This window comes from Serratia sp. CoH_134_PS_4 (assembly GCF_058190535.1).
The window spans coordinates 110719-129793 of the sequence record NZ_JBXWKI010000003.1; the positions used below are offsets into that span (position 1 = coordinate 110719).

Annotated in this window: 22 protein-coding genes; 4 read left to right on the forward strand and 18 right to left on the reverse strand. The window is 56.1% G+C overall.

Annotated features, from left to right (window positions below; translation table 11 throughout):
• Nucleotides 1–21 precede the first annotated feature (21 nt).
• The 3 genes from AC2FCQ_RS07510 to ubiU all read right to left on the reverse strand — a co-directional run bounded on the left by AC2FCQ_RS07510 (nucleotide 22) and on the right by ubiU (nucleotide 3372).
• Nucleotides 22–1278, reverse strand: a complete 1257-nt coding sequence (locus AC2FCQ_RS07510; RefSeq protein ID WP_404760311.1) for a M24 family metallopeptidase — start codon at nucleotides 1276–1278, stop codon at nucleotides 22–24.
• Nucleotides 1279–1486: 208 nt separating this feature from the next.
• Entirely contained in the window at nucleotides 1487–2365 is an 879-nt protein-coding gene (locus AC2FCQ_RS07515) for a U32 family peptidase (protein WP_404760312.1), read from the reverse strand.
• A gap of 11 nt (nucleotides 2366–2376) precedes the next feature.
• Nucleotides 2377–3372: a ubiquinone anaerobic biosynthesis protein UbiU gene (ubiU, locus tag AC2FCQ_RS07520; protein WP_209634379.1), complete on the reverse strand. Its 996-nt coding sequence runs from the start codon at nucleotides 3370–3372 to the stop codon at nucleotides 2377–2379.
• Between the two features lie 257 nt (nucleotides 3373–3629).
• On the opposite strand from ubiU, the gene ubiT reads away from it, so the two are divergent.
• Together ubiT and AC2FCQ_RS07530 are read left to right on the forward strand one after the other, a co-directional pair.
• Complete coding sequence (ubiT, locus tag AC2FCQ_RS07525; RefSeq protein ID WP_209634381.1) at nucleotides 3630–4151, forward strand: ubiquinone anaerobic biosynthesis accessory factor UbiT; 522 nt, start codon at nucleotides 3630–3632, stop codon at nucleotides 4149–4151.
• The gene (locus tag AC2FCQ_RS07530) at nucleotides 4145–4648 is read left to right on the forward strand and encodes a GNAT family N-acetyltransferase (RefSeq protein ID WP_209634383.1); all 504 of its coding nucleotides are present in this window, start codon (nucleotides 4145–4147) and stop codon (nucleotides 4646–4648) included. Before ubiT ends, AC2FCQ_RS07530 begins: the two co-directional genes overlap by 7 nt.
• Here the strand turns inward: AC2FCQ_RS07530 and AC2FCQ_RS07535 are convergent.
• The 4 genes from AC2FCQ_RS07535 to speFL all read right to left on the reverse strand — a co-directional run bounded on the left by AC2FCQ_RS07535 (nucleotide 4635) and on the right by speFL (nucleotide 8958).
• On the reverse strand, nucleotides 4635–4943 hold the full coding sequence (locus tag AC2FCQ_RS07535; protein WP_209635266.1) for a GIY-YIG nuclease family protein: 309 nt from the start codon (nucleotides 4941–4943) through the stop codon (nucleotides 4635–4637). The genes AC2FCQ_RS07530 and AC2FCQ_RS07535 overlap by 14 nt on opposite strands.
• A gap of 91 nt (nucleotides 4944–5034) precedes the next feature.
• Nucleotides 5035–6351 carry a putrescine-ornithine antiporter gene (gene potE, locus AC2FCQ_RS07540; protein ID WP_209634385.1) on the reverse strand — a complete coding sequence of 439 codons (1317 nt, stop codon included), beginning with the start codon at nucleotides 6349–6351 and terminating at the stop codon, nucleotides 5035–5037.
• 63 nt (nucleotides 6352–6414) lie between these two features.
• On the reverse strand, nucleotides 6415–8577 hold the full coding sequence (gene speF, locus AC2FCQ_RS07545; protein WP_490307966.1) for an ornithine decarboxylase SpeF: 2163 nt from the start codon (nucleotides 8575–8577) through the stop codon (nucleotides 6415–6417).
• A 276-nt stretch (nucleotides 8578–8853) separates the two neighbouring features.
• Nucleotides 8854–8958 carry a leader peptide SpeFL gene (speFL, locus tag AC2FCQ_RS07550; RefSeq protein WP_112363015.1) on the reverse strand — a complete coding sequence of 35 codons (105 nt, stop codon included), beginning with the start codon at nucleotides 8956–8958 and terminating at the stop codon, nucleotides 8854–8856.
• Nucleotides 8959–9389: 431 nt separating this feature from the next.
• On the opposite strand from speFL, the gene AC2FCQ_RS07555 reads away from it, so the two are divergent.
• Together AC2FCQ_RS07555 and AC2FCQ_RS07560 are read left to right on the forward strand one after the other, a co-directional pair.
• The gene (locus AC2FCQ_RS07555; protein ID WP_209634389.1) at nucleotides 9390–9824 is read left to right on the forward strand and encodes a YhbP family protein; all 435 of its coding nucleotides are present in this window, start codon (nucleotides 9390–9392) and stop codon (nucleotides 9822–9824) included.
• A 172-nt stretch (nucleotides 9825–9996) separates the two neighbouring features.
• Entirely contained in the window at nucleotides 9997–10635 is a 639-nt protein-coding gene (locus AC2FCQ_RS07560) for an NAD(P)H-binding protein (RefSeq protein WP_490307967.1), read from the forward strand.
• Here AC2FCQ_RS07560 and phnP read toward each other — a convergent pair.
• The 11 genes from phnP to phnF all read right to left on the reverse strand — a co-directional run bounded on the left by phnP (nucleotide 10586) and on the right by phnF (nucleotide 18948).
• A complete protein-coding gene (gene phnP / locus AC2FCQ_RS07565; RefSeq protein WP_490307968.1) occupies nucleotides 10586–11368 on the reverse strand; it encodes a phosphonate metabolism protein PhnP in 783 nt (260 codons plus the stop codon). The two genes, AC2FCQ_RS07560 and phnP, sit on opposite strands and share 50 nt — an antisense overlap.
• A gap of 74 nt (nucleotides 11369–11442) precedes the next feature.
• On the reverse strand, nucleotides 11443–12045 hold the full coding sequence (locus AC2FCQ_RS07570) for a DapH/DapD/GlmU-related protein (RefSeq protein ID WP_209634397.1): 603 nt from the start codon (nucleotides 12043–12045) through the stop codon (nucleotides 11443–11445).
• Nucleotides 12042–12611, reverse strand: coding sequence for a ribose 1,5-bisphosphokinase (phnN, locus tag AC2FCQ_RS07575; protein WP_265556228.1), 570 nt, complete (start codon nucleotides 12609–12611; stop codon nucleotides 12042–12044). The genes AC2FCQ_RS07570 and phnN overlap by 4 nt, the downstream gene beginning before the upstream one ends.
• Nucleotides 12611–13747, reverse strand: a complete 1137-nt coding sequence (phnM, locus tag AC2FCQ_RS07580; protein WP_490307969.1) for an alpha-D-ribose 1-methylphosphonate 5-triphosphate diphosphatase — start codon at nucleotides 13745–13747, stop codon at nucleotides 12611–12613. Before phnM ends, phnN begins: the two co-directional genes overlap by 1 nt.
• Nucleotides 13747–14451, reverse strand: a complete 705-nt coding sequence (phnL, locus tag AC2FCQ_RS07585) for a phosphonate C-P lyase system protein PhnL (RefSeq protein WP_209634402.1) — start codon at nucleotides 14449–14451, stop codon at nucleotides 13747–13749. Before phnL ends, phnM begins: the two co-directional genes overlap by 1 nt.
• Before the next feature lie 16 nt (nucleotides 14452–14467).
• Entirely contained in the window at nucleotides 14468–15256 is a 789-nt protein-coding gene (phnK, locus tag AC2FCQ_RS07590) for a phosphonate C-P lyase system protein PhnK (protein WP_209634404.1), read from the reverse strand.
• Nucleotides 15256–16116: an alpha-D-ribose 1-methylphosphonate 5-phosphate C-P-lyase PhnJ gene (locus AC2FCQ_RS07595; protein WP_037426030.1), complete on the reverse strand. Its 861-nt coding sequence runs from the start codon at nucleotides 16114–16116 to the stop codon at nucleotides 15256–15258. Before AC2FCQ_RS07595 ends, phnK begins: the two co-directional genes overlap by 1 nt.
• A complete protein-coding gene (locus AC2FCQ_RS07600) occupies nucleotides 16109–17194 on the reverse strand; it encodes a carbon-phosphorus lyase complex subunit (protein ID WP_490307970.1) in 1086 nt (361 codons plus the stop codon). The genes AC2FCQ_RS07595 and AC2FCQ_RS07600 overlap by 8 nt, the downstream gene beginning before the upstream one ends.
• Nucleotides 17194–17775 (reverse strand): phosphonate C-P lyase system protein PhnH, encoded by a 582-nt coding sequence (gene phnH, locus AC2FCQ_RS07605; RefSeq protein ID WP_209634408.1) that lies wholly within the window; start codon nucleotides 17773–17775, stop codon nucleotides 17194–17196. The genes AC2FCQ_RS07600 and phnH overlap by 1 nt, the downstream gene beginning before the upstream one ends.
• Nucleotides 17776–17778: 3 nt before the next feature.
• Nucleotides 17779–18222, reverse strand: a complete 444-nt coding sequence (gene phnG, locus AC2FCQ_RS07610) for a phosphonate C-P lyase system protein PhnG (RefSeq protein WP_404760317.1) — start codon at nucleotides 18220–18222, stop codon at nucleotides 17779–17781.
• On the reverse strand, nucleotides 18223–18948 hold the full coding sequence (gene phnF / locus AC2FCQ_RS07615; RefSeq protein WP_265556262.1) for a phosphonate metabolism transcriptional regulator PhnF: 726 nt from the start codon (nucleotides 18946–18948) through the stop codon (nucleotides 18223–18225).
• Between the last annotated feature and the right edge of the window lie 127 nt (nucleotides 18949–19075).

Sequence of the window (19075 nt, forward strand, 5' to 3'; positions counted from 1 at the left end):
ATTGTCTCCTGATTATCGATGTTAGCCGCCTGCGAACATCAGCCGGGTTGAGTTCTCATTCAGTGCCACGCCGCCTGTTTCACCCACCAATACCGTACCACCGATGTTGGCCATATGCCTGCCGAAAGCACAGTTGGGTTCAAAAGCGAAGCACATGCCCGCTTGCAGCGGCAGTTCACGCCCCACGGTAGGCAAACGCCTGAGCTGCGCATAACGGGCGGCTTCGGGGAGAGACTCTATGCCGGGCGCGGTGCCGAAACCGACCGGACCATAGGGATTAAGGCTATGGATCAGCGGATGCACGTGCCAGCCACCGGCGGCCAGCAGCGGTTGTTCCATGGCGTCGACCACATCGCCGAAGGTGTTACCCGTTCGTAGCGCGCCTAATCCCGCCTCATAACTCGCTCTGGCGATCGCCGCAGCGCTCAGAATATCGGGGTGTACCTCGCCGATGGCGACGGCGGCCTGATGCTGGGTTTCCATCATACCGTACAGCGCGAAGATCTCCGACAATACCAAATCGCCTTCTTGCAGAATCCGTGGCGCCTGAGCGCGATATTGCCAGGCCGGTGGCCCCCAACCGACGTATTCGGGGCCGGATCCCAACAGCAGCTCTGCAGTATAACCGCCCATCGAGAAGCAGGTCGCCGTCACCGCCGCCACCAGATCGGCTTCGGAAACGCCGGGGCTGGCAGTGGCTCGCAATGTTTCGCTCATGGCTTCGCCGATGTGTGCGGCATAGCGTACCAGCAGCAATTCCTCCTCGCTTTTTACCGAGGCGCGCCGGAAGAATTCGCGGTAGACCGGTATCCAATTGGCCGTTGGGAGCGCCTCCGTCAACCCCTGCAGCGTGCGGGCCGGCATGGCGCCGTCGAAGTAGAAGGGGGGGTATGGTTCCAGCCCGATGATGCCGATGCGGGTTCCTGCTAAACGGCGCTCGGCCAGCCAGGCACCGACATCGCGGCCGGTTTTACCGACGAACAGCTGTTCCGCACCGACCCACTGTAGATCGCCGCGCAACGAGGCCTGCAGGTGGTCGGCCACCATCATTGAAGCGAAGGTGTAAATGCGTGGTGATTCATCGCCGACGAAAACGACGATCGAACCGGGACGATCGTTGGTGAAGTAGCAATCCGGTGCGAAACCGGCAGGGGCGGCCGCTTCCCGGTCGCCATAGACGATCAGGGCCGCAAGATCTTCCGCCTGCATAATGTCCCGCGCCAACTGCCAGCGGCGGTCGCGCTCGGCCAGAGATAACGGTTCAGGGCGTGTCAACATGTCGTTACTCCTCATCTCATTTATTGAATGTCGTCTAAAAAATTAATTCATTCAAATGAATTAATCAAGAAGCACAGTGAACAAAACAGATAATGGCGCGTAAAGCGGGTGATTGAAGGTGGCAAAGTGAGGAATGCTGCAGAGAAAACAGGAGAAACGTACGGCGTAAACCAACACCGGCGGCAGAGTGCCGCCGGCGCTTACCTCGCTAAGACACCAATTCCAGCCCCGCCACCCGGCGCCAGTAGCCGTTGCAGTCGGTGTGATTGGTCAAAGCCAGCGGCTGCGCACCTTGCTCGTTGGCGCGGAAGCGCTCGACCAGTGCCAACGTCTCCGTGCTCTGCGGAGACAGGCGTACGATATCCACTAATCCCTGCATACTGGCCAACTCGTTACCCAGGTTGTAGCAGTAACCACTCATGGTCTGAATGCCATTGAGCACGAACACCTGCTGCTGTTCCTGCGAGCGCATCATTCGCCCCTGCGGGTATTTGATACAACAGGTTTCGCATTCATCTTTGGCGCGATCTTCCGAGCGTGCGGTAAAGCAGCGTGCAGAATAGGCCAGCGGCAGGTGACCATAACTCAGCACTTCAACCTCAAACTGCTGGCGGAAACCCAGTTCATCGCACTGTTCCAGCAGTTTAGCCAGCCAGTCACGTGACAATTCAACGGGCATACACCAGCGCATCATGCCCTGACGGTGCAGCAGGCGCAGGGTATAGGCGTTGTAGCAGTTTAGGGCATGACCGGCGATGAACGGCAGGCCACGTTCTGCCGCCATGTTCACACTGCCTAAATCGTTGGCCTCAATCAGGAATTCCCCGTTTTCCACATAGCGTTTGAGCTCGTTCAGCTCAGAGGGGGCCTGCAACAGCGCCAGCGTGGAGATCACCACCTGTTTACCGCGGCGGGCGATCTCTTGTGCCAACGCGAGCCAATCACCTACCTTCATCTCGCGCCGTTTGGTACAGACACTTTCGCCGAGGTAAATAATCTCTGCGCTGCTGCTCACCGCTTGCCGGTAAAAATCTTCGACCTCGGTTTTCGGCCAGTAGTACAGCACCGGGCCTAATGCGTATTTCATGTTTCCTCCTGCTACTGCCATTTGCGGTGATAGGCACCGAGCGTCGTTTGCGTACCTTCAGACATCGCCCCAAGGGCTTCCATCCAGCCGGCATCAGCATGATAGGCAGCCGGATCGGCCTGACAGCGGTCAATGGCCTGACGCCAAACGCGGGCAACCTGGCTGACATAGGCCGGGCTGCGCTGGCGACCTTCGATCTTCACAGAGGCAATATTGGCGGCCAGCAGCTCTGGCAGCAGCTCCAGCGTATTGAGGCTGGTGGGTTCTTCCAGCGCGTGATAACGCACGTCGTCGACTAAATAGCGGCCCTTACACAGGGTAGGGTAGCCGGCATTCTCATCATCCCGGTAACGGTCGATCAACACGCCGTTCAGGCGTGACTCCATACCTTGAGGCGTTTGTTGCCAGCGCACGTAGCGTGCCGGCGAGCAGGCACCGACGGTATTGGGCGACTCCCCCGTCAGATAAGAAGAGAGGTAGCAGCGTCCTTCGGCCATGATGCATAGGCTGCCGAAGGCGAAGACTTCCAGCGGTACTGGGCTGGTACGTGCCAACTGCTTGACCTGATGCATCGACAACACGCGCGGCAGGACGACCCGGCCGACATCAAAATGGCGTTGGTAAAAGCGGATTGCCTCTTCATTGGTGGCGGAGGCTTGCACTGACACATGACGCTCAAGCTGCGGGTAACGTTCGGCGGCGTATTCCAGCATGGCCAAATCAGCCAGGATCAACACGTCGGCACCCAATTGTGCCGCCATGTCTACTGCGCGCTGCCAGCGGGCATAACCGTCCGGGTGGGCGAATGTGTTGATGGCAATGTGCAGTTTACGGTTGTGGCGGTGCACGTAGTCGACCGCTTCCTGCAGCTTTTTCTCGGTGAAGTTAAGGCCGGCAAAGTGGCGCGCGTTAGTATCATCTTTCAGGCCGATGTACACGGCATCTGCGCCGTTATCCACCGCAGCCTTCAGGGCCGGCAGATTACCGGCGGGACAAAGCAGCTCCATAGATTTATCCTGACTCAGCCGCACACCCGTGACGGGCGTAGGCTGTCACAATGGTTGCCGGTGACCGTTTCCAACCGGCAAACGCTAATCGGGAGGCAATTTTAGTGAAAGCGCGATGAACAGGCTTTGATTTGGGGCAGCTTCTGGCGTATTGATAACGTTGGCGGTGAAATGCACTATTTGTTGATATAGAGCGCTTCAGCCGCGCGTCATTGTGGCAAAATAGCGCGAGTCTGTATTGAAAGGAGTGAACGACAGTGTTGGAACAATTACGAGCGCGCATTGTGCGCCAGGGGCCGTCGCTGCTGCGCGTACCGCTAAAATTCACGCCGTTTGTTTTGCAGCGTCAACTTCTGGAACAGGTGTTGGGCTGGCAGTTCCGTCAGGCGTTGGCGGATGGCGATCTGGCATTTCTCGAGTCGCGCTGGTTAAAGATCGAAGTTCGCGATCTGGCGCTACACTGGTTTATGACGGTAGAAAACGACAAACTGGTTGTCAGCCAACACGCCGAGGCTGATGTGAGCTTCAGCGGGGACGCCAACGATCTGATTCTGATCGCGGCGCGTAAGCAAGATCCGGATACGCTGTTCTTTCAGCGTCGGCTGCAGATTGAAGGGGATACCGAATTGGGCCTGTACGTAAAAAATCTGATGGACGCCATTGAGCTGGAAGCTATGCCTACACCATTGCGCGTGGGTCTGCTGCAACTGGCTGAGTTTGTGGAAGCAGGGCTGCAGGAGGGCACGGTGCACACTTCCCGTGTGCCGGTATCATGCTAATTCGCGTAGAAATTCCGGTAGATGCCGCGGGGATCGATGCGCTGCTGCGCCGCGCCTTCGGCCGTGATGATGAGGCTGACCTGGTGCAACAACTGCGCGAAGATGGCCTGCTGACGCTCGGCATTGTCGCCACCGACGATGAAGGCGGCGTGGTGGGTTATGCCGCGTTCAGCCCGGTAGATGTCGCAGGCGTTGATCGCCAATGGGTCGGTTTGGCTCCGCTGGCGGTAGATGAAAGCCTGCGCCGGCAAGGGTTGGGCGAAAAGCTGATTTACGAGGGGTTGGATGCACTGAACGAGTTCAGCTATGCCGCGGTAGTCGTACTGGGCGAACCGGCCTACTACGGGCGATTGGGCTTTAAGCCTGCCGCCGCCTACGGCCTGCAATGTCGTTGGCCGGGAACCGAAACTGCGTTCCAGGTGTACCCACTGGCGGAAGATGCCTTGACCGACGTAAGCGGATTGGTTGAGTACTCAGAGCCGTTTAACCGGCTTTAACATTAACGTCCGGCAGTAAATAATCCAATGAAAGAGGCGGGTGACTCACCAGCCTCTCTTTTTGCATTTTAGTCAGTTGTTTTACCCGGTATTCCAGTCTCAATGCTTTCGAGCGATCCCCCACCAGGCAGTGAAACGCCAGCACCAGTTCCCCTTTCCCTCGCAGTGCCTTCGCACCTTTACCGGCTTGATGTTGCGTTAACCGCCGTGCCACATCGGTGGTGATGCCGGTATATAGCATACCGCTGGGCATGCGCAGCATGTAGAGATGCCAGGCTGAGTGTGTTTCCGTCATGGATAAGCAGCAACGTTGGTGGCCAAGGTCGGAATATGATGGCATGTTCCCTGCCGTAATCCCATCCCCGGCCACCCAGAGTTGACGCCCGTTAGCCTTTTTTCCCCGCCATTTCAAAGCGCGGTGAAACCATGCCGTATAACGTCCAGCCGAGGAAGGTGGCAATTGCGCCCCACATCATGGCTTCTTCGCCGGAACTGTAGAGTGCATAGAAGCTGTAGAGTGCCCCAATACCGGCGATAATATTGGCGATCCGCGCTTTGTTCTCCGGCACTTTCGCCACCTTTTGAATAATGATCAGCGCTGCCATCGACAAGATGTAGGGGATGATATTGGTCACCACCGCCAGATTCACCAGCACGTTGAACTGTTTATTCAGTGACGGGCTGATGGTCATCAGAGACAACAGGCTCTGGATGACAACAATGGTCAGCATGCCTTTAACCGGTGCATCCGCCTTGCTGAGTTTTGAGAAAATTTTCGGGAAGAAGCCACTGTCGGCAGAGGATTTGAACACCTGCGCAATGGTGAACTGCCAACCCAGCAGCGAGCCGACGCAGGACATGATCATCAGCGCCATGATGATCTTACCGACCGTCGGGTTGAACATGTGTGAAAACGCCAACCCGAAAGGCGCGGTCGAATTCGCCAGATCCATGTTGGGGACGATGCCGGCGATGACGTTGGTTGAAACGATATAGATAACCGCAGCACTGAGGGTGCCGCCGAGTACGGCGATCGGAACATTCCGTTCAGGGTTTTCCACTACGTCAGTATTGGCACAGGCGGATTCAAGGCCCAGGAACGCCCACAGGGTCATGGAGATAGAAGCCCCAATGGCTTCAAAGGTGGGTACCGAATGCGGGTTCCATGCGGCGATATAGGCGCTGCCACTGAACCAATACCAGCCGATGATAGAGATCCCCACGACCGGAATAATAACGCCCCAGACCGTGATACCGCTGATCCTGCCGGTAATGCGCGCGCCACCGAAGTTAGCAACCGTCGCTAACCACAGCACGCCAATGGTGGCGATACAGATCCCCAGTGGGCTTAGATTGGCGCCAAACAATTCAGTGCCGTAGCCGACGGCGGAAATAGCGATGGCGATATTGGCAATCAACAGCGATACACCGTAGGTGTAATTCGCCATGAAATTCCCCGATTTACCGAAGGCGTATTCGGCATACCCGCCCATGCCGCCGGATTTTCGGCTGAACATGCCGCATTTGGCGAAGGCATAAGCGAGCGCCATTGAACCTATGGCAGTGACCAACCAGGATACGATGGAAATTGTGCCCACTTCGGCCAGTTTGGTCGGCAGCATAATTATGCCAGAACCCATCATGTTCACTGCGGTGAGGATCGTTAGCTGCACGACCCCCATTTTATTAGTAGACTTACTCATGATCATTCTCTCTTTTATAATGCGATCTGGGCGGTGAAGGGTATTCACCGCCTTGTAAGGTGTTTAATTTTTCATTACGTAACCGTAAGCACGGTTCCAGCCATCTTCATCTTTCTGGATATACACGCCTTGTAATTCCGGTGCGAAGCCAGGCAATAAATTGATGCCTTCTTCCAATGCCAGGAAATAACGCTGTGCAGCACCACCCCAAATTTCCCCAGGCACAACACACAAAACACCTGGGGGATAAGGCAAGGCACCTTCGGCGGCAATTCTGCCTTCGGATTTTGCCAGCGAGACTAATTCCACATTGCCGCGAACAAATGCGGTATTCGCATCCTGTGGATTCATGGCTACACGAGGGAAATAGCTCTTCCTGAACATTTCTTTTTGCAGTTCCTTAACGTCGTAGCTTACATAGAGGTCGTGCATTTCTTGGCAGAGCTGGCGAAGGGTATAGTTTTCATAGCGCTGCTGGTTATTTTTATAAACCGCAGGCAAAACGTCGCTAATTAAAGAGTCTTGTTCGATATGCTTTTCGAAACGGGCAATAAGCGCCACCAAATGCTGCATTTTGGCGATGTCTTCGGCCGGTGTAAGCAAGAACAAAATAGAATTGAGGTCGCATTTCTCCGGTACGATGCCGTTTTCGCGCAGATAGTTGGCCAAAATGGTTGCCGGAATACCGAAATCGCTATAATGGCCGCTTGCCGTATCAATTCCCGGCGTAGTGAGCAGCAATTTGCACGGATCGACAAAATACTGCGATTCCGCATAGCCTTCAAAGGCGTGCCATTTCTCGCCGGGAACAAAGTTGAAGAAACGCAAGTCGTTGGCCATTGTTTCAGTGTCATAGGACTGCCAGGCTTTGCCGTCGATTTGGTCTGGAACAAAAGGTTTGATTAGGCTGCAGGTGTCCAGCAGCATCTTGCGTGCTTCAATGCCGACGCGAACGCACTCTTTCCACAGACGCCGGCCACTCTTGCCTTCATGCATTTTGGCATTGACGTCCAGTGCGGCAAACAGGGGGTAGAACGGGCTGGTGGACGCATGCAGCATAAAGGCATTGTTAAAGCGTTTGTGGTTGCAGTAGCGATCTTGCCCCTTGATATGCTTGTCTTTCTTGTGAATTTGCGAGGTTTGTGAGAACCCGGCCTGCTGTTTATGGACAGACTGAGTAACAATGATCCCCGGATCGTTTTCGTTGAGCTCAAGCAGCAACGGCGAGCAGTCCTTCATCATTGGAATGAATTGCTCATAACCAACCCAGGCAGAGTCGAACAAAATGTAATCGCACAGATGACCAATTTTATCGACCACCTGACGGGCGTTATAAATGGTGCCGTCGTAGGTGCCTAACTGGATGATTGCCAAACGGAAAGGCCTGGCTTCATTGGCGCGTTCAGGGGCGACTTCGCGGATCTGCTGACGTAAATAGCGTTCTTCAAAGCAATGAGCATCGATTCCGCCGATAAAGCCAAACGGATTACGGGCAGTTTCCAGATAGATCGGCGTTGCCCCCGCCTGGATCAGCGCGCCATGGTGGTTAGATTTATGGTTATTGCGGTCAAACAGCACCAAATCACCGCGTGTCAGCAGGGCGTTGGTCGCGACCTTGTTTGAGGCAGATGTGCCGTTGAGAACGAAATAGGTTTTATCTGCGTTAAACACTTTAGCGGCATGCTGTTGTGCTGCGCAGGGGGCGCCTTCATGAATCAGTAAATCCCCCAACTTCACGTCTGCGTTGCACATATCAGAACGGAAAAGGGTCTCGCCGAAGAAGTCAAAGAACTGGCGTCCTGCCGGATGTTTACGGAAAAATTCACCCCCCTGATGCCCAGGGCAAGCAAAGGTCGCATTACCCATCTCGACATACTGCGTGAGCGTATTAAAGAAAGGGGGCAGCAGTTCACTCTCATATTTAACCGCTGCGGCTTCCAGCTGTTTGCCATAGAACTGGGTGTTTTTTCCACAGAGTTCAAATACGCCATGCAGGGCAGGCAGTATGGCGTTGTCCAACTCTTCTTCGCAGCAAACTGCGACGAACACAGGAATATTCAAGCCGATCTCTTCGAGATGCGCCACCATACCCTGCGTGACGTCTTCTACTGACAATACGATGGCAGCAATATCATTAAAGTCGCTCTGATGGACATCGACAATTTCGCGAGAAGTTTCAAAACAGCCTAGGGTTTTGGTATTGGCGGCAATTTTTAATTTATTCATTTTCATCATTCTTTAGGCAAAGGTATTCCACCGACAAGATGCGTGATCTTATCGTGGGTACCTTATATAAAATAAAGACGAGAGAAGAACGCAGCAGTGCTTAATAGCACAGCCTGAGTTCGCTCTTTTGTATTTTCTGATGCGGCGCTTACGCCATGCAGCTATTCACTTGCACGATTTATTGAAAAATTGAAGTGCATATCCGTCCCGATTTCTCAGGATAAATAATGTGGGTGTAATAGTGACAAGCCGCTTTGGGTAAAGCGAGAGGGGACGTTATCTGAAGTTAAAGAAGGCAAAGCTAAAGCAGCTGCGATGAGCCATCATCATAATATGTGTGGTGCGCCTAATATGCGCCATTTTGCGGTTGTTGTTTTCCATTTCTAATCCACCTTGCTGAGTGAAAAGATGGCGCTATTTTAACGCCCTTCAAGCTAAATTATGTGACATTAGTCACGTAAATGCGGCAATTGATAAATAATTATTCATTTATTATTCAGTTGTGTGCATAAAAAATGATTTATGGGATTTTCTGCATGTAAATAGATTGATAAAAGAAAAAGGGTTTTTTGCATTACGCTTTGCCCGAGATAGAGACTGAGCAAAAGAACCCCGTTTAAACCGGCTGTATAATGCACATATAAAGATGCTTTGTTTTTTTTATGTTATAAACCCACTTGCGATTGTTTGGAATATTAATGCACTTTTATTGTTTTTATATTCTATTTTCGTTTTTGCAGGCATTATCGTTATTTGTGACCCTCCTCAACAACGCAGGGTAAGATGAGGAGAGGTAAAAGGGAGAACAGACGTTGAAAACGACTGAAGAGCAACAACAGATCGTGCATTTCCTCAGTAAGCAGCATGTGCTAACGCTGTGCGCCGGCAATGGTATGGACATGTGGTGTGCCAACTGTTTTTACGTGCTTGATGCCGAGAATATGGCGCTGTGGGTGATGACGGAAACGCACACGCGTCACGGCGAACTGATGCTGAAAAACGCGGGGGTGGTGGGGACAGTCGCGCCAAAGCCGAAGACTATCGCACTGATCCGCGGCGTACAGTATCGGGCCGAAGCGGTGATACTGACCGGCGATGAAGAAGCCTTGGCCCGGGCGCGTTACTGTAAGCGTTTTCCAATAGCCAAGATGATGAAAGCACCGATTTGGCGGTTGGAACTGCAAGAAGTGAAAATGACGGACAACACGCTCGGCTTCGGTAAAAAGCTGCATTGGGCGCGGGCCTGACACAACACACTATACCCGTCATACTTGAAGCTGCCTCTTTGTTGGCTGCGCCTGCTCACCCCGGTCACCTGGTTGACCAGGCTCCCGGGGATTTACAGACTTGCCGCCTCGACGCAACTCCAATGATCTAGTGTGTATACTTTCTCATACTCATCAATTGGCGGGAGGATCTATGGCACGGGTGTTCATTGTAGGGGCCACAGGGCTGGTGGGCAGCGAATTGCTGCGTTTGTTGCAGGCCAATCCGCAGGTCACGGCGATCGTAGCGCCGACGCGTAAGCCGTTGCCGGCGCATGAAAAATTAGCCAACCCTGTGGGTGATGATCTGTTCGCGTTGCTGACAGAGCAGGAGCAACCGGCCGATATTGTTTTCTGTTGTTTAGGCACCACACGACGTGAGGCGGGCAGCGATGCGAATTTCCACTATGTCGACTACACGCTGGTGATCGAAAGCGCGTTGACCGGCCGGCGGTTAGGCGCCCAACACTGTCTGGTTGTCAGCGCATTAGGTGCAAATCCCCGCTCTACCTTCCTTTATAACCGTACTAAAGGGAACATGGAGCAGGCATTGCGTGAACAAAACTGGCCGCGCCTGACGTTGGTACGCCCCTCAATGTTGTTGGGCGAACGTTCGTCGCCACGTTTGCTCGAACGCATCACCGCGCCATTGTTCTCGTTGCTACCCGGCAAATGGCGCGCCGTTGCCGCGAAGGATGTGGCGCAGACGCTGCTGGAGCAGGCGTTCAGTCCCGGCAGCGGCGTTAAGGTATTGGAATCCGATCGGCTGCATTGTTATCACAGCACACGCTGAGATTATCGAACGCCAATTCCAGGCCGCGCGGTAATTCGTTATCCATCAGCCACAGATCGAGATGGTGGCTGATATGCGTGAGCAACGTGCGGCCCGGCTGCAGGCGCTGCTGGATCTCCAACGCACGGGTTAAATCGTTATGGTTGCGTGGCGCCTGTGGTTGGGGCGGTAGGCTACAGTCGAGTACCAGCAAATCCAGCGGCACTTGGCGCAGGAAAGCCTCGCTATCCGGCGGCAAACCGACGGTATCGGTCAGATAGGCCAGTGATTTCCCTGCGGCCTGGATCAGATAACCCAGCGTGAGTTTCGAATGCTGTAGGGGCAGTGGGGTGACGTGCAGCCCCCCCAGCGCAATAGGTTCGAAAGGTGTAAGCGGAGGCTGAAATGCCAGTATACCGGGGTGTTTAAAGAGGTCATCGCAACCCTGCTCATCCGCCGGACCGTACACGGGGATGAAATTTCCGCACCCCCAGCGCAAAGGAAATAACCCCTGAACGTGATCCATGTGGTAATGTGTCAGTAAAAAACGTTGAATTTCCCCCGCCGAAAAGCGCCGTTCTAGCGACGGCAATCCCGCATCCAGCAAGGTCGTTTCTCCCTGAAATTTAAGCATCGCGCTGCACGGTCGTCGCCGAAAAGCCGGTTCACGCCGCGCCCGCTGACACACCAGACAGTCACAGCCGAACACCGGGATCTGCTGCGCGCCGCCGGTGCCGAGAAACGTCAGTTGCATGTCGTCACTCCTATTCCCTTCGCCTTTGCCGCCTGGCCGCAACGCGAAATTCATTGGGTAATATTGATAAGGCCTTAGAGATATTTCTCCGCAAAGGCATGGATATCACGGAAATCCGCCAGCCGCTGTTGCAGCGTCTGATGATCCCAATGCCACCACTGGCTGCGTTCAATACGCTCTATCAAGGCATCGTCGAAACGCATGCCAATCTTTTTGGCTGCCACGCCAGCGACAATCTCATAAGGCCCGACATCTTTGGTGACTACCGCTGCGCTGCCGATGACCGCACCGTTACCGATGCTGACGCCGGGCATCACGATGGCGTTATGGCCGATCCACACGTCGTGGCCTATGGTCACGTGGTGCTCACGCCGCCAATCGAAGAATGCCTCGTCATCCTCACCCAGATCGTACTCTGAAGCGCGGTAGGTGAAATGATGTTGGGCAATGCGCTGGTAGGTAGGGTGGTTGCCAGGATTGATGCGTGCGTAAGAGGCGATGGACACAAATTTGCCGATGGTGGCGTAAAAAATCTGGTTATGTCCGGCAGTGTAGGAATAGTCGCCCATTTCTACTTCCTCCAGAATGGCGTCGTCAGCCAGATGGACATACAGACCGAGCCGACTGCGGGTAAGGGTCACGTTGTCGCCGATTCTCGGTTGTGCAAAGTCGCTCATGGTATGGCGTCCTGAGGGTATTTTGTGGATGAAGGCAGCAGCGCGAACAGTGCCGCCAGAGTGGCATCGAGGTTGCCGTCGTTATCCAACAAACGGCAATGGGGGGGCAGATGCTGTTGATACTCCGCCGCCCGAACCAGCCGCTGCTCGATCTGGTCGGCACTTTCGCGCCCGCGGTTGTGTAGACGCTGGCGCAGAATGTCGGTGCTGACCTGCAGGCAGACCGGCAGCAGTTGTGCACCATAGCGCTGCTGCGCTTGCGGCAGGTGGGCGCGCGAACCGTTGACCACGACATCGATCCCCTGAAGCAACCAGAGATCGACCTCGATCCCAAAGGCGTAATGGTGTTGGTGCGCTTGCCAGTCGAGGGCAAAAAGCCCCTTGGCTCGGCGGCGCAGAAATTCGCGTTCGCTGAGCGCAATATGGTTTTCGCAGCCAGCGTCTGCCGGCCTTGTGATATAGCGGTGTGCAACCAGCGGCGCGCTGTCAGCATCGGCACGCAGTGCAGCCAGCAGGCTGTCTTTACCTGAGCCGGAAGGCCCCATCAAATAGATAAGGTACGCCATCAGAACACCTGCTTGCCCTGGCGCCACACGTTTTGCACGTAGATGTGCTCACCGTGTGATCGCGCCAATACCAGGTCCGCGCGTAAGCCTTCGGCGATCGTCCCGCGATCGTGTAAATCCAATGCTCTGGCAGGGTTGCGGGTGATCATTTGCACCGCCTGCGGCAAGTTGTAGCCGTTGCGTTCATCGGCGGCGATGCGGAATGCCGCATCCAGCAGACTGGCCGGGTAATAATCGGAGGACAGGATATCCAGCACCCCCAGCGCCGCCAGATGGTGCGCTGCGACATTGCCGGAATGCGAACCGCCACGCACGATGTTGGGGGCGCCCATCAGCACCTGCAGCCCTTGCTGATGCGAAGCGAGAGCGGCGTCCTCGGTGGTCGGGAATTCAGCAATTACGCTACCCAGCCCGCAGGACTCGCTGACGTGTGCCGCGGTGGCGTCATCATGGCTGGCGAGCGAAATTTTGCGCGCTCGGCAATGGGCAGCGATCGCCTCGCGGTTCGGCGTTGCCCAGCGGGCAGAGAGGTTGACCTGCTGCTCTTCATACTCGCTCATTTGCTGGTCATTGAGGTGATACTTACCTTGGTAATACTCGCGGTACTTTTCACGCGAGGCGAACTGACGCTGGCCCGGCGAATGGTCCATCAACGACACCAGCGACACGCCAGGCTTGTCCATCAGCTGTTCGAACAGCGGCAGGGTGCTTTCGTTCGGCAGTTCACAGCGCAGGTGTAGCCGGTGTTCGGCGCGGTTGACCCCCGCACGCTGGCTGTGGATCACGGCATCGATCATTTTTTGCAGGTTTTCCAGACGGTGCCCGCCGTCACGCACGTCGCCGATTGCCACCGCGTCCAGCACCGTGGTGATGCCGTTGGCGACCATCAGCGCATCGTGGCTGCTCATCGCCGAATGTGCCGGCCAGTCGACATTCGGGCGCGGGGTGAAAAACTTGTCCAAATTGTCGGTGTGCAGCTCAATCAGCCCTGGCAGTAACCAGCCACCTTCGCCGTTCAGTGCTTGCGGCAACTGGCTGGGCGTATCGGTAAAGCTGCGAATAATGCCGTCGCTGATCTCCAGCGATCCTTCGACGATCTGATCTTCCAGCACCAGCTTAACGTTATTGATGATCATCAGAGGATCTCCAGCGCCTGTGGCGCCTGCATGTCATATAACCGGTCGGCGACCTGCTGACGGACGCCTTCATCATGGAAAATGCCGACAATTGCGGCACCGCGCTGTTTTGCCTGTTCGATGAGGCCGACGACCGCCGCGCTGTTGCGGCTGTCGAGTGAGGCCGTCGGCTCATCCAGTAGCAGGATCGGGTAGTCGACGATAAAGCCGCGCGCGATGTTGACCCGCTGTTGTTCACCGCCAGAGAAAGTGGATGGCGCCAACTGCCACAGACGTTGCGGCACGTTGAGTTGATTGAGCAGCGTCTCGGCGCGTTCGCGGCACTCGTTGCGGTTAACGCCTTGTTCCAACAGCGGCTGCATTACCACGTCCAGTGCGCTAATGCGCGGGATCACCCGCAGAAACTGGCTGACCCAGCCCAGAGTGTGGCGGCGTACGGCCAGAATCTGGCGTGCTTCGGCCTGCACCATGTCCAACCATTCGCCCTGGTGATTGACCCAAATATGGCCGCTGTCGGGCAGGTAATTCGCGTACAGCGAACGCAGCAGGGTCGATTTTCCACTGCCGGAATGGCCATGTAGAACGACACATTCGCCGCTGCTGACGGTCATATTGGCATCCTGTAGCACCGGCAGTTGTGTGCCATGTTGCTGGTGGAGCACAAAGGTTTTACTGAGGTGTTCAACCCGGATTTGAATAGTCATCTGTTATCACCTTGCGTTACGACAGCACCGAAGAAACCAGCAGTTGGGTATAGGGATGGTGCGGGTCGTCCAGCACCCGGTCGGTCAGCCCGCTTTCCACCACCTCGCCTTGTTTCATCACCAGCAACCGGTGTGCCAGCAGGCGCGCTACGCCAAGATCGTGAGTCACGATCACCGCCGCCAACTGCATCTCCACCACCAGGGTGCGCAGCAGATCGAGCAGCCGCGCCTGTACCGACACGTCCAACCCGCCGGTCGGTTCGTCCATGAATACCAGTTTCGGGTGGGTCACCAGATTGCGGGCGATTTGCAACCGCTGCTGCATACCGCCGGAGAAGGTGGTCGGCAGATCGTCAAGGCGCGACACAGGGATCTCAACATCCTCCAGCCACTGGCTGGCCTGGCGGCGGATATCGCCGTAGTGGCGCTGGCCGATAGCCATCAGACGTTCACCGATGTTGCCGCCGGCAGACACCTTGGGCCGTAACCCGTCAAGCGGGTGCTGATGCACCACGCCCCAGTCGGTGCGCAGCAGGCGGCGGCGATCGCTTTCCGCCATCGCATACAGATCATGCTGTTGCCCGGCTTGAGGACGATAGAGGATCTGCCCATTCTGCGGTGCCAACCGTGCAGAGATGGATTTCAATAGGGTGGTTTTGCCAGAACCGGATTCGCCGACAATACCCAGCACTTCACCGGGATAAATATCGAAAGACACATCGCTAAAACCTTTGCCGGGTGCGTACAGGTGGGTCAGGTTAGCCACTGACAGCAGCGGCGTGGTGCTCAACGGGGTAGAAGTCATCAGTGCTGCACCTTTTGCGAAGGTTGCGCCAGTTGCTGCTGGCAGTAATCGGTGTCGGAGCAGACGAACATGCGGTTGCCCTGGTCGTCGAGAACCACTTCATCCAGATAGCTGTGGCGTGAGCCGCACAGCGCGCAAGGTTCGTCCCACTGCTGCACGCTGAAGGGGTGATCGTCGAAGTCCAGGCTTTCTACCTTGGTAAACGGTGGCAGGGCGTAGATACGTTTCTCACGCCCAGCGCCAAACAGCTGTAGTGCAGGCATCATGTGCATCTTCGGATTATCGAATTTCGGGATCGGCGACGGGTCCATCACGTAGCGGTCATTGACCTTCACCGGGTAGGCGTAGGTGGTCGCAATATGGCCGTAGCGCGCGATGTCCTCATATAACTTCACCTGCATCACGCCATACTCTTCCAGTGCGTGCATCTTGCGGGTTTCGGTTTCACGCGGTTCGATAAAGCGCAGAGGTTCCGGGATCGGAACCTGATAAATCAGGATCTGGTCCTCGCGCAAGGCGGTTTCCGGGATACGGTGCCGGGTCTGGATCAGCGTGGCTTCCGGCGTGCGTTCGGTGGTGGCAACCCCGGCAACGCGTTGGAAGAAGCGGCGGATGGAAACCGCGTTCGTGGTGTCGTCGGCCCCTTGGTCAATCACTTTCAGTACGTCGGCACGGCCAATCACGCTGGCGGTCAACTGAATGCCGCCAGTCCCCCAGCCGTAGGGCATCGGCATTTCACGGCCGCCGAACGGGACCTGATAACCGGGGATCGCCACCGCCTTCAAAATCGCGCGGCGGATCATGCGTTTGGTCTGCTCGTCCAGATAGCCAAGGTTATAACCGGTTAATACTTCACTCATTGCGGGCCTCCTGACGCTCGCTGAATTCCTGGCGCAGACGCTTGAGCAATTCCAGCTCGGCCTGGAAGTCGACGTAGTGCGGCAATTTGAGATGGGAAACAAAACCGGCGGCTTCGACGTTATCGGCATGGGCCAGTACGAACTCTTCGTCCTGCGCCGGGCTGGCGATACCTTCGTCGTATTCGGGGCTTTGCAGAGCACGATCCACCAGCGCCATCGCCATCGCTTTGCGTTCAGCGCGGCCAAACACCAGGCCGTAGCCGCGGGTGAAATGCGGTGGCTGATCGACCGGGTCAATGAAACCGTTGACCATTTCGCACTCGGTTAACAGGATCTCGCCAATATCTACGGCGAAACCCAGCTCTTCAGGTACGATCTCCGCCGACACATAGCCGGTGCGGATCTCACCGGCGAACGGGTGGGTGCGACCGTAGCCACGCTGGGTGGAGTAGCTCAGGGCCAGCAAGAAACCTTCGTCGCCGCGCACCAGTTGTTGCAGGCGTGCCGAGCGTGAACAAGGGTAAACCGGCGGATTGCGGGTGATGTCATCTGGCGTGCTGCCGTCATCCTGTTCCGCCTGCGTTAATTGCTGCTGGCTAAGCAGACTGAACACGTGCGCGCAATTCTCTGGCAAGGGTTCGTCGGCATGGGGAGCACGCGGTGTTTCGCCTTCCGCCAACAGGGCAAAATCCAGCAGGCGGTGCGTGTAGTCGTAGGTGGGGCCGAGAACCTGCCCACCGGGCAAGTCTTTGTAAACCGCAGAAATACGGCGTTCAAGCCGCATATTTACGGTCTCTAAAGGCTCGCTGACCGCCAGCCGTGGCAAGGTGGTGCGATAGGCGCGCAGTAAGAAAATCGCCTCGACCAGATCGCCGCTCGCCTGCTTGATCGCCAGCGCTGCCAGCTCCGGGTCGTAGATACCGCCTTCGGTCATCACGCGATCCACGGCCAATCCCAACTGTTGTTCAATTTGTTGAGTGCCGAGCGCCGGCACGCTGTCGTCACCGCGTCGCAATTGCTCTTGTAACTGATGGGCGGCCTCAATGGCTTTTTCGCCCCCTTTAACGGCAACGTACATCAGCACACCTCCACGCGGGTGGTCCGCGGTAACGCCAGCAGACGTTCACCGCAGGTCAGTAGAAAGTCCAACCCCAGCGGGAAGCGTTGCGGTCGGTTGATGAGATAGTCCAGCAGTGCCGGGGGTAACGACGGTGAGATAACCCGTTGATGTTCAATGCCGGGGCCGGTCAGCCGTAATGCGGTGCCTTGTTCTAAACTCGCGATCTGCACCACCACGGTGGTACTGAATTCAGGGGAAATCTCACTGCCGTGTGGTAATGCTTGTAAATCAGTAGCTTGCAGTTGCATATCAAACAGGGCAAAACTCACGTTATCTGCCTGTGTTGCCAATGGCGCACCGCTGTGGAAGCGAATGTTTGTTAGTACTTGCTCACTTTCTAGCGCTGGGCAGAGTTGCAGTGGTGTCTCTTGATCTGCCAGTGTCAGTAGCGCGGCGGTACTGGCGGCGTTCAGGGTGCCCCAGGCGGGGCTACCCGGAAGCGTAACGACATGCCCAGGCTCGCTTAACGCTTTAAGAATCAAGCGAAAAGCGTGCTGTGATTGTTCGATCGGTTGTGCAAAACCTGTCAGTAGGCTCATGGATTAATCCCCCCGCACCAGCGTAAAGAAATCTACCCGGCTGGACGCCACTGCCCGCGCACGTAGCTGGCGCTGTTCATGTTGAAGGGCAGCCAGCGGCTCAATCAGCTGCTGTTGCAGTAACTCGGCCTGCTCCGGCTGTTGCAGCAGGGCATCTGCCAGTGCGCAAAGTTCGGCGTGAGCCTTGTCACGCCCGGCAATGTAGCTATAACCGTAACCGCCGTTGTCGAGCTGGACCACCGCACGGGTGACGGTCATATCACCCAATACAAAGCGGCGGCCGGTCGCGCCCATGCGCCCCTGCAACTGCGCCAGGCCAATCTCCGGTGCGCGAAGGGTTTGGAAGCGCGGGTTCAGGTTCAGCGCCTGCCAGTGGCTGCGCAACTGGGCGGGTTGGCTGTGCGCCAATACTGACATCCAGCGTTGTCTAGGCTGTAAGGTTTGCATTCAGTGCTCCATCGTCAGTTCAATCATGTCGGCGCGCGCCAGGCTGACGGAGTATTCCGCCACGCTGTCACTGCCGGTGCAGACGTTCAGGGTGCGTACGCACAACAGAGGTGCGTGGGTGGCAATTTCAAGTAACCGGCTCTCTTTAGCCTGAGCGCGGCGTGCGCTGATGCGCGTCTGGCTGCGGGTCAGCGACTGGTGGATGTTTGATTCGATAAATTCGTGCAGCGAACCGCTGTGGAACTGCTGTAGTGCCGGCCACCAGTCCAAATCAGGCAGATAATGGTCGATCACGCTCATCGGCACGCCGTTGACCCGACGCAGGGTACGCAGATGGATCACCATTTCGCCTTCTTCACGTGACAGCGCACTGGCGATATGCCCATTACACGGGCGTAATACTGCGAGTAAGCGCTCACTGGTGGGGTGACTTCCCTGTTCGAAAAGGTTCTGGCTAAAGCGGGTATTGGCATGCAGCGGGTAATCATACGGGCGCATTAGCACCAGAATGCCAATGCCGTGTCGGCGCTGTAGCCAGCCGCGGTCCACCAATTGGTCGACGGCGCGACGCAAGGTATGGCGGTTCACCTGATAGCGCTCTGCCAACTGCTGCTCGGAAGGCAAATAGTCGCCGCAGCGGTATTGGGTGCGTAACTCTTGCTCAAGCTGTGCCGCGATTTGCTGGTAACGGGTAGGGAAACTGGTCGGATGTCTAGATAAGTCCATCATAATAAAAACCTCGTCGTGCCGGATACCCACTCGCTGTATGCAGATGGTTGGCGTTGCATGATGTGTACCCCGTGGTGAAGTTGGCATAATCTTGCCGGGGCCAGATGACAATCGCGTTACGCGT